This window comes from Streptomyces odonnellii, assembly GCF_000981895.1.
In the GTDB taxonomy this organism is placed as follows: Bacteria; Actinomycetota; Actinomycetes; order Streptomycetales; family Streptomycetaceae; genus Streptomyces; species Streptomyces odonnellii.
In genome coordinates, this window is record NZ_LATD01000048.1 from 1 (window position 1) to 6,232 (window position 6,232).

At 70.2% G+C, this 6,232-nt stretch carries 5 protein-coding genes; all 5 read left to right on the forward strand.

What is annotated here, in order from left to right; all coding sequences use genetic code 11:
* Window positions 1-475: 475 nt before the first annotated feature.
* A complete protein-coding gene (locus WH07_RS40900; RefSeq protein ID WP_232788746.1) occupies window positions 476-799 on the forward strand; it encodes a DUF6083 domain-containing protein in 324 nt (107 codons plus the stop codon).
* A 261-nt stretch (window positions 800-1,060) separates the two neighbouring features.
* Window positions 1,061-1,738, forward strand: a complete 678-nt coding sequence (mtrA, locus tag WH07_RS06585) for a two-component system response regulator MtrA (RefSeq protein ID WP_009333493.1) — start codon at window positions 1,061-1,063, stop codon at window positions 1,736-1,738.
* 1 nt (window position 1,739) lies between these two features.
* On the forward strand, window positions 1,740-3,806 hold the full coding sequence (gene mtrB / locus WH07_RS06590; RefSeq protein WP_046496453.1) for an MtrAB system histidine kinase MtrB: 2,067 nt from the start codon (window positions 1,740-1,742) through the stop codon (window positions 3,804-3,806).
* Entirely contained in the window at window positions 3,796-5,649 is a 1,854-nt protein-coding gene (locus WH07_RS06595) for an LpqB family beta-propeller domain-containing protein (protein WP_046496455.1), read from the forward strand. Before mtrB ends, WH07_RS06595 begins: the two co-directional genes overlap by 11 nt.
* A gap of 162 nt (window positions 5,650-5,811) precedes the next feature.
* Window positions 5,812-6,232, forward strand: a 421-nt coding sequence (locus WH07_RS06600; RefSeq protein WP_046496459.1) for a ComF family protein, incomplete at its 3' end; no start/stop codon positions are given.

Consider the following 6,232-nt stretch of genomic DNA (forward strand, 5'->3'; position numbering starts at 1 on the left):
GGTTGAAAGAGACAGGGGTGGGTGGCTGCCATCCCGTCTGCCGTCGTCCCAGGCAGAGCCGAGCAGACGCGGCCCCTGGCGTCCAGGTCGTTCGTACAGTGGCGCGCTCCACCTGGACGCCAGGAACCACGCCCGCTCCACGGTGTGTGGGACGACGGCAGACGGGATGGCAGCGGGGGGAGGTGCGGGACCTGCCGGAATGCTCCAATGCGGCCGAATCGCGCCCTACTGCACTTCTGGCGGTCGCTTCACACTCTGATGTATGGGGGCCCGGACAGGAGCCAACGAAAGCACTTGTCAGAGCTGTGGGGAACCGGATTCGACGGTCCGCATGCGGGGCCGAGCTTTCCCCATGGCTGAACTCTGCGACGCCTGTTGGAACGACTTCACCGACGACCTTGCCCGGTACGAGGGCGCCAACGCGCCCCCGAGGGCCGAACCGGGGCCGGACGACGTTGATTGGATCGAACCACCCATGTGCCCCGAGTGCGGTGCACTCCTGAGGCCCTATCAGACCAACTACGACCGGTGGGTCTACCTCGCTTCGAGGGAACTCCCAGCGAAGGATGTTCCCTCCCGGTACAGGTGGCGCCTGATCCCCCTTCTTGCGCGTCACTCGCAGGTGCCGACTGACTTCGTCGCTGTCCGTATCGGCGGGCTTGCGCCGCTGCCCGGTGAGCTTGTCGTACCCGCGCACATAGCCGTGTGCCCCAGCCCGGATGCCTCCGAGCAAGTTGAGCAGGCGCGGAGGGACGATCTCCGTCGCGCCGATCCTGGGGACCACGGCCAGGCTGTCTAGTGGCTTGTTCTGGTCCGAACGTCCGGAAGTCCCCGCTGCTCCACTACGGTGTGGAGCGACGGGAGGCGGGACGGGGGCAGGAAGGCAGCTCTGTGGGGCTGTGGGTGCCCGGGCCGATGGTGATGAGTTTGACATCAGTGGTTGACATCAACAGCAGCGGACGACAGCGGTCAGTGACGGACATCGGTGCACTTCACCGCTGGTTGGTGAGCTGGATCACGCATGTCTACTCAACGGAAATGAAAATGGGATGATGTCGATATGAAGGGACGCGTCCTTGTCGTCGATGACGACACCGCACTGGCCGAGATGCTGGGCATTGTGCTGCGGGGAGAAGGTTTTGAGCCGTCGTTCGTAGCGGACGGTGACAAGGCACTTGCCGCTTTCCGGGAGGCCAAGCCGGATCTGGTGCTGCTGGATCTGATGCTGCCGGGCCGGGACGGTATTGAGGTGTGCCGGCTCATCAGGGCCGAGTCCGGGGTTCCGATCGTCATGCTGACGGCCAAGAGCGACACGGTCGACGTGGTGGTGGGGCTGGAGTCGGGGGCCGACGACTACATCGTCAAGCCGTTCAAGCCCAAGGAACTGGTGGCCAGGATCAGGGCGCGGCTGCGCAGGTCCGAGGAGCCGGCGCCGGAGCAGTTGGCGATAGGCGATCTTGTGATCGATGTCGCGGGTCACTCGGTGAAGCGGGACGGGCAGTCGATCGCGCTGACCCCGCTCGAGTTCGATCTGCTGGTCGCGCTGGCTCGTAAGCCGTGGCAGGTGTTCACGCGTGAGGTGCTCCTGGAGCAGGTGTGGGGCTACCGGCACGCGGCGGACACCCGGCTGGTGAATGTGCATGTCCAGCGGCTGCGCTCCAAGGTCGAGAAGGACCCCGAGCGCCCGGAGATCGTGGTGACCGTCCGCGGTGTCGGTTACAAGGCAGGACCGAGCTGACATGTCCGGCGGCGGCGCTGCTCCGAAGCCCGGGGCGCCGGGGGTCCGTGCGGGGCGGGCTGCCGGTCCCGGGCGTGTCCTGACGCGGTTCCGCCGGCTCTTCCAGAGCGGTCGGCTGCTTCAGGACGGCTCGCCGGGCGGGCCGGCGCTGCGGCTGCTGGTGCGCTGGGTAAGGCGTCCGCTGCTGCCTGCCGTGCGGCTGTACCGGCGCAATATCCAGCTCCGGGTCGTCGCGGCCACGCTGCTGATGTCGCTCGGCGTGGTGCTGCTGCTCGGGTTCGTCGTCATCGGCCAGGTGCGCAACGGTCTGCTCGAAGCCAAGGAGAAGGCGGCCCAGAGCCAGGCGGCCGGCGGGTTCACCGTGGCGAAGGAGAAGGCCGACGCGCCGGCGGCGCTGGGTGGCAGGGACGGCGACGGGACGAGCGGCAAGTCGGGCAGAAACTCTGTCAACTGGCGGTCCGACCTGGTGGAACAGCTCGCCAGCGGTGGTCCGGGAGCCTTCAATGTGGTGGCGCTGAGCCCCGACGCGCAGGATGCCGCGTCCACCAGTAGGGCGCCGCGGGTCTCGGGCGGGGTGGACTTCGCGAGCGTTCCGGCGGATCTGCGGTCGGCCGTCGCGCGCGGGAACGGGCCGTTCGAGACGTACGCCCAGATCAGATACACCGGGGCGACCGAGGACCGGGAGCCGGAGCCGGGGCTGATCGTCGGCAAGCGGCTGAACGACGTCGACGGCAACGCGTACGAGCTGTACTACCTCTTCCCACTGACGCAGGAGGAGCAGTCGCTCAACCTGGTCAAGGGCACGCTCGCCACGGCAGGGCTCTTTGTGGTGGTGCTGCTGGGGGCCATCGCCTGGCTGGTGGTGCGGCAGGTCGTCACGCCAGTACGGATGGCCGCGGGGATCGCCGAGCGGCTCTCCACGGGGCGGCTCCAGGAGCGGATGAAGGTCACCGGCGAGGACGACATCGCCCGGCTCGGTGAGGCGTTCAACAAGATGGCGCAGAATCTCCAGCTCAAGATCCAGCAGTTGGAGGAGCTGTCCAGGATGCAGCGCCGGTTCGTCTCGGACGTCTCGCACGAGCTGCGTACCCCGCTGACGACTGTGCGGATGGCCGCCGATGTCATCCATGAGGCGCGTGGCGACTTCGATCCCGTGACGGCACGCTCGGCCGAGCTGCTCGGCGATCAGCTCGACCGCTTCGAGTCGCTCCTGTCGGACCTGCTGGAGATCAGCCGTTTTGACGCGGGTGCTGCGGCGCTGGAGGCGGAGCCGATAGACCTGCGGGTGGTCGTACGGCGGGTGATCGGCGGGGCCGAGCCGCTGGCGGAGCGCAAGGGCACCAGGATCCGGGTCCTCGGGGACGAGCAGCCCGTGGTCGCGGAGGCCGATGCCCGCCGGGTGGAGCGGGTGCTGCGCAATCTGGTCGTCAACGCCGTCGAGCACGGCGAGGGCCGGGATGTCGTCGTACGGATGGGGGTCGCGGGCGGTGCCGTCGCGGTCGCCGTGCGTGACTACGGTGTGGGGCTCAAGCCGGGGGAGGCGACCCGGGTGTTCAACCGGTTCTGGCGGGCCGATCCGGCGCGCGCCCGGACCACCGGGGGCACCGGGCTCGGGCTGTCGATCGCTGTCGAGGACGCGCGGCTGCACGGCGGCTGGCTCCAGGCGTGGGGCGAGCCCGGCGGCGGTTCGCAGTTCCGGCTCACGCTGCCGCGTACGGCGGACGAGGCGCTGCGTGGCTCGCCCATACCCCTGGAGCCCGAGGACTCCCGGCGCAACCGTGAGCGTGCCGAGGCGCAGGCTCTCAAGGAAGGTGGCGCGCAGCGGCTGGGGAGCGTGCCCGCGCAGCAGTGCGCGGACCGGCCCGCGCTCGCCAGTGCGGCCGGAACGCCCGCTCCGGTCGCGCCGCCCCGTACCGCGGCGGTGGACCCGGCGGCGATGCCGGGCAGCGGAGCGCGGGTGGTGGCCCGGCCCGCGGAAGAGACAGTTCCAGGCGGCGGGCACGGCGCGGTCGAGGCCGACGACTCCGTACACCAGGTTCCGGAGCGGGAGGACATCCGTGGGCGCTGACCGCCGTCGGTACGGCCTGGGGCGGGCGGTGAGGATCCCGGCGGTGCTGGGGACACTCGCCGCGCTGCTGGCCGGGTGCGCGTCGATCCCGGACAGCGGTGACGTCGAGCCGGTGAGGGCATCGCCGCCCGGCGAGTCGCAGGTGCGGGTGTACGCGGTGCCGCCGCGTGAGAAGGCGGGGCCCGACGAGATCGTCGACGGCTTCCTGGAGGCCATGACCAGTGACGATCCCGACTTCGCGATGGCCAGGAAGTATCTGACCAAGGAGGCGTCCCGGGACTGGAAGCCGGCGGAGGGCACGACCGTACTGCGCGCCGCGCCCGACCCCAGCCCTTCCAAGGAGCAGCCGCCCGGATCCGGGGACACCGGTCGTACGTATCCGCTGTACGGGGACCGGATAGCGGATGTGGACGCGGCGCACGCCTACCAGCCGATCGAGCCGACGCCGTACAACGGTGCGATCCACCTGGTGCAGGAGAAGACCACGGCAGACACCAAGGAGTGGCGCATCGACAGTCTGCCGCCGGGCCTGGTGCTCGGTGAGTCGGACTTCCAGCGCAACTACCGGTCCATGAACAAGTACTACTTCGCCGCGGGGGAGAACTGGCTGGTCGCCGACCCGGTCTACATCCGCCAGCGCATAGACCCCACGACGCGGATGGATCCGGTCACCCAGGCGGTGAAGGTGCTGCTGGACGGGCCGACGGACTGGCTGAAGCCCGTGGTCGAGTCGCCCTTCCCGCCGGGGACGGCCCTTCAGAAGGGCACCAGATCACTGGAGTTCGACGACCGCAACGCGCTGAAGGTGCCGCTGAACGAGAAGGCGGCCAAGGCGGGGCGTACGCAGTGCCGGAAGATGGCGGCGCAACTTCTGTTCACCCTGCGGGATCTGACGTCGACCCCGGTCAGCCAGGTCGAGCTGCTGGCGGACGGGTCCTCGCTCTGTGTGCTCAGCGGGGACCAGGCCGAGGAGTTCGCGCCGGACCGGACCACGGGCCGTCCGGACAACCCGTACTTCATCGACAGTGGGGGACGGCTGTCGACGCTTCATGTGGGCACTGACGAGAACGCCGATCCGGCGCGTGTCATCGGGCCGTTCGGGAATGGCGCGCTGAAACTCGGCTCGGTCGCGGTGGCACGGGACGAGAGGCACGCCGCGGGGGTTTCTGAGGACGCCAAGTCGCTCTATGTGGCGTCCATACTCTCGGACGGCGAGCTGGGCGACGCGCTGGTGAAGAGCGACGCCGCGCGCCCGCAGGACCGGTTGTCCGCGCCGAGCTGGGACGGGCACGGTGATGTGTGGATAGCCGACCGTGATCCGCGCAAGCCGCGTCTGCTGCGGTTCGCGGACGGCACCGGCACGGGGCAGGAGGTCACGGTCGACGGGCTCGACGGGGCACGGATCGACGCGCTCAAGGTCTCGGCGGACGGTGTACGGATCGCGCTGCTGCTGGTGAAGGACGGGCGGACCACCCTGCAGATCGGCCGGGTGGAGCGGCATGGTTCCGGGGCCAAGGCCGAGGTGTCCGTACTGGGGCTCCAGCCCGCGGCCCCGCAGATGGAGTCGGTGACCGCGGTGTCCTGGGCCGGGCCGAGCCGGCTGGTGGTGGTCGGCAAGGAGACCGGCGGGGTGGAGCAGGTGCGGTACATACAGACCGACGGGTCGACCTCCGCGGCGGGTGTGCTGCCGGGGCTGTCCCCGGTGACGGCGATCGCGGCGGCCGACGACGACCAGCAGCCGCTGGTGGCCGATTCGCAGGACGCGGGGATCGTACGGCTCCCCATGGGGGCGAACTGGCAGACGATGGTCGAGGACGGCTCTTCGCCGGTCTATCCCGGCTGATCCCGTGCATGACACGGCTGTGGCCAGGGGAGAGGCCGCCAAGCCCGGCCGAGGCGCATCGGGCGCCTTGGCCGGCGGCATATGACCCATGGCTGGACCTTTACCGGACGCAGTTGTCCACAGGGGTGGCCCGTGGCTCCCGGGATTGGCACAGTGGCTCCCATGCGGGGGTGGTGGAGAGAGATCACCGGGTTGGTGCTGCCGGTCGCCTGTGGCGGCTGCGGCAGCCCCAGGACACCGTTGTGCGAGGACTGCGGCCGGGCTCTGTACGGCACATGGCCCTGTCGGGTGCGGCCGGTTCCGGAGCCGGTGGGGCTGCCCGCGGTGTACGCGGCGGCGCCGTACGAGGACGCCGTACGGTCCGTGCTGCTGGCCCACAAGGAGCGGGGCGCGCTCGGGCTGGCGGGGCCGCTGGGCCGGGCGCTCGCCGGGGCGGTGGGGGACGCCGCGCCGGCCGGTACGGGAGTGGGGCCGCTGTGTCTGGGGCCGGTGCCGTCCTCACGGCGGGCGGTCGGGGCGCGGGGACATGACGCGACGCGCCGGATAGCCCTGGCCGCGGCCGGCGAGCTGAGACGTACGGGCC